2 protein-coding genes and 2 tRNA genes are annotated in these 3,717 nt (G+C 39.0%); all 4 read right to left on the bottom strand.

Annotation, left to right across the window (positions count from 1 at the left end; genetic code table 11):
• Positions 1-171: 171 nt before the first annotated feature.
• The 4 genes from nhaA to MXE28_RS11305 all read right to left on the bottom strand — a co-directional run bounded on the left by nhaA (position 172) and on the right by MXE28_RS11305 (position 3,306).
• Positions 172-1,341, bottom strand: coding sequence for a Na+/H+ antiporter NhaA (gene nhaA / locus MXE28_RS11320; protein ID WP_295241467.1), 1,170 nt, complete (start codon positions 1,339-1,341; stop codon positions 172-174).
• A 453-nt stretch (positions 1,342-1,794) separates the two neighbouring features.
• Positions 1,795-1,871 (bottom strand) — tRNA-Arg (locus MXE28_RS11315).
• A gap of 123 nt (positions 1,872-1,994) precedes the next feature.
• Positions 1,995-2,070, bottom strand: a tRNA-Trp gene (locus MXE28_RS11310).
• Positions 2,071-2,184: 114 nt separating this feature from the next.
• Positions 2,185-3,306 (bottom strand): DUF2827 family protein, encoded by a 1,122-nt coding sequence (locus MXE28_RS11305; RefSeq protein WP_021840200.1) that lies wholly within the window; start codon positions 3,304-3,306, stop codon positions 2,185-2,187.
• Positions 3,307-3,717 lie beyond the last annotated feature (411 nt).

Below are 3,717 nucleotides of genomic sequence, written 5' to 3'. Positions count from 1 at the left end.
ACCGACCCCCAGTTTAACTGGGGGTTTTGTCATGCCTATTCGGCGTACAATAAAATAAAGAGGTTTATTGAAAATTTTCAATAAACCTCTTAGTATACAATTTTATATTGTTAAAATCCCCAACAACGCTGTAGGAACTCCAATACCAACCTATCAATAATTACTATAAAACTAATCTTCTTTCCGTTCTAAGGCACTTACATCAGGCGTTAAGAATCTAAGTACTAAATACCCTAACACACCGGAGAGAATGGAGCCCATGAAAATACCGACTTTCGCCATTTCCTGAGCATGACCGGCCGGAAATGCCAATAAATCGACGAACAAGCTCATAGTAAAGCCAATCCCGCAGCAAAGAGCAATGCCGTATACGTGAGACCAAGTTGCATGAACCGGCATGTCAACCAATTTAGTTTTAACTAAAACAAATACGGTAGCAAATACGCCAATTTGTTTACCTAAGAAGAGTGCTAAAGAAACACCGAGTACAACCGGATGGAATAAATCGGAGTATGTAAAGTCCCCAAAGGATACCCCGGCATTAACAAAGCCGAACAGCGGTAAGATTAGGAAGGTAATCCATTTGATTAACGCATTGTTCCACTGCATTATCGGTGAAATCAAACGACCCGTGCTGTATTTAGCCCGATACGGTATGGTCATGGCCAGAATAACACCGGACAATGTCGCATGAAGACCGGATCTAAAGATACAGTACCATAAGCCGAGGCCGAGAATAATATACGGAATAGGATGGAAAATCCCTCTTTTATTCAGTATCATCAAGAGAACAAAAATCACTACCGCCAATCCCATGAATAAAAATGACAAAGATTCGGTATACACGGCAGCAATGATAATAACCGCAATCAAATCATCCACAACAGCCAATGTAGTAAGTAATACTTTCATGGCTACCGGAACGCGCGTCCCCAATAAAGAAACTACGCCAATGGAGAACGCTATATCCGTCGCTGTCGGAATAGCCCAACCTCTATGGTATAAAGGGTTGGCATGGTTAAATGCGAAATAAATAATGGCCGGAACCATAACACCGCAACAAGCGCATATGGTCGGTAAAATACGCTTCGCATTCGTATTTAATTCACCGTAAATCATTTCATGCTTAATTTCAAGACCAACGCCTAAGAAGAATATGGCCATTAAAACATCGTTAACCCACAAATCAACCGGGAATGGTCCCAACGGTAGTTTTAAGAACATAAAATACTGTTCTGCCAGTGATGAGTTTGCTACTCCGACTGCCAGTGCAGCTGAGATAAGTAATAAAATCCCACCGGCTGAAGGAGACTGTAGAAATGATTTAATCCAAGCCATAATCTCCTCTTCTTTCTTAAGGAAATAAACTTTACAATAATTTTGATAATCTCACTTTCCGTTCGTTTATTTCCTTTTAGTTATTTTATATATAATATTATATCATCTTTTATCATGAAGAGGAATGTAATTTTGTGCGTTTTGTGTATACATTTGTACAACAAAAATTGATAAGAGTTATTGAGAAATATGATTTTTAAAGCTAACTTATAAATACAATTACAAAATCAAGCTCTAAAAAGTTAAACTAATAAATAAAAAAATTATACTTCTAATTTCTGCTTTAGAATTGAATCTAATTTATAAGAATAGGCTCATTTATGTAAACTTACAAGGAATAATTTTGGTTGTCAGAAATAAATTTTTTCTATAAATCCCCTATGGAATTCGTCATTAACGAAAACGGATTATACAAAAATCGACAAAATAAAAAACCACACCGAAGTGTGGTTCTAATGGTGACCCAGGAGAGATTCGAACTCCCGACCTTTTGATTCGTAGTCAAACGCTCTATCCAGCTGAGCTACTGAGTCATAAACTTGCCACTCGAATATAATACCATAATACGCTGTTCATTGCAAGGGAAATTTTTCGTATATTTTACAATTCCTCAAGAATAGAACGAGCGACCTTGCGGCCGCCTTCTATATTATGGATGGCAGGGGCAGTAGGACTTGAACCCACAACCAACGGTTTTGGAGACCGCTACTCTACCAATTGAGCTATACCCCTATGTAGTACCAAGTCACACTTGATACTAGAATATAATACCAAATATTGAGGTAAATGTCAAACCTAATTTTAACTAATATATTTCTCGTAAAGGTAAAGTAAACTGTTGCCCCATCAAAAAAGCGCTTTTATGAGCATCTCGTAATTTGCAATATTATTTTCATGGAATGGCGACAGCATTCCTAAATACTTACGATTATGCAGCTCATGATAGTCTTTTTCCTTATCATAAGCATAAATAGCGTTAATTAAGGCATCAGCTCCGGCATAAGCATCAAATTGATCGTAGTAAAACCCGATGTTTTCTTTTTTTAAATATTCGGAGTTATGAACAAGCGGATATCCCCCATAAAGGGCTTCGTAATAAAGATAATTGAGTCCGCATTCCCACTGAAATGCTAAGACGATGTCTGTATATTTGCCTAAAAATTCCGGTGTCATAAAGCGAGCTTCTACGGACATGATATTCTGTCTTACCAAATCGGTAAAGCCGATAAAATTGTAGAAGGCGTGGACGTTCTTTTTATCAACCGTACCACATAGATATACATGCTTCAGTAGATTTTTATTGCGACGATATACTTCTTCCGCAATTAATATGGGGGTCATGCAATTTTTGAGAACAGAAATATTAGGTTCCATCACAGCTACACGGCGCTGCTCCGGATCAATAGGATTGTAACCGAATATACCTTCCAAGCTCAGCTCTTTTATCTTTGTATCAATAAATAGCGGGCTCCACAAATGCGGAACCTCATAAACCGGTGCCCGTGTAATGATTTCCACATAAGGTTTATTCGTTTTCATCAGATGCGGGGCGATCCAAACGGCATCATACCGTGTTCCGTTAAAAGCACGCCCGCCCTGTTCGGCATGAACGAATTTTTCCATATCCATGATAAAATCATTGCCCATGCGATACGATATGATTCTGGCCCCTTGGGCACGAAAAGCACGGCCGATAGCCGGTTCTAATGCTAGCGTTCCTTCTATGAGCAAATCTGTCTTATTGAGTACTTCATGGTATTCGTAGTACTTTACATTAAAACCTTGGAATTGACTGGGAAAGCTCGTTAATTCGTTTCCCCAATACACGAAATAGACCTCATTGACGAATTCTATCTGCTCTAGACAGAGTTTTAAGAAAAACATATTTTGGCCTGCCCCATTCGACCAAATATGCTGATAGGAATCACCCCAAAAGAAGGTAATTCCTATGTTTATCTTTTTCTGCATGACTACCCCTCTTCCCGATTCGGTATTATTGTATTAACCGGTAAAATTTCAATTATACATAGATATTGAAAACTCATTTCAAGGAAATGATAACATAGTTTGGAGGATGGGACAAGGTGCGAGGGTAAAATTGTAGTGCATGGCTGCATGGCTGCGGTTTAGTGACTTATTTAGTGCTAAGAAGGGCTAGAGGGAGAAAGCGCTATTGATTTAGGGCGTGACCGGATTGATTGGCGTTAGTGACTTTTTTAGTGCTATAAAGGCTAGAGGGAGAAAGCGCTATTGATTTAGGGCGTGGACGGATTGATTGGCGTTAGTGACTTTTTTAGTGCTATAAAGGCTAGAGGGAGAAAGCGCTATTGATTTAGGGCGTGACCGCATTGCTTCGCTCGCTGCGGTAGTAGGAATACT

The sequence above is a fragment of the Veillonella sp. KGMB01456 genome, from assembly GCF_023051165.1.
GTDB lineage: Bacteria > Bacillota > Negativicutes > Veillonellales > Veillonellaceae > Veillonella_A.
The sequence above is the reverse complement of the archived record's forward strand: the minus strand, read 5'-3'. Positions and strand labels throughout refer to the sequence as shown.

What these genes read in the sequence shown, in the direction of transcription:
- MXE28_RS11305 (WP_021840200.1), bottom strand. Translation starts at nt 3,306, where the DNA reads ATGCAGAAAAAGATAAACATAGGAATTACCTTCTTTTGGGGTGATTCC.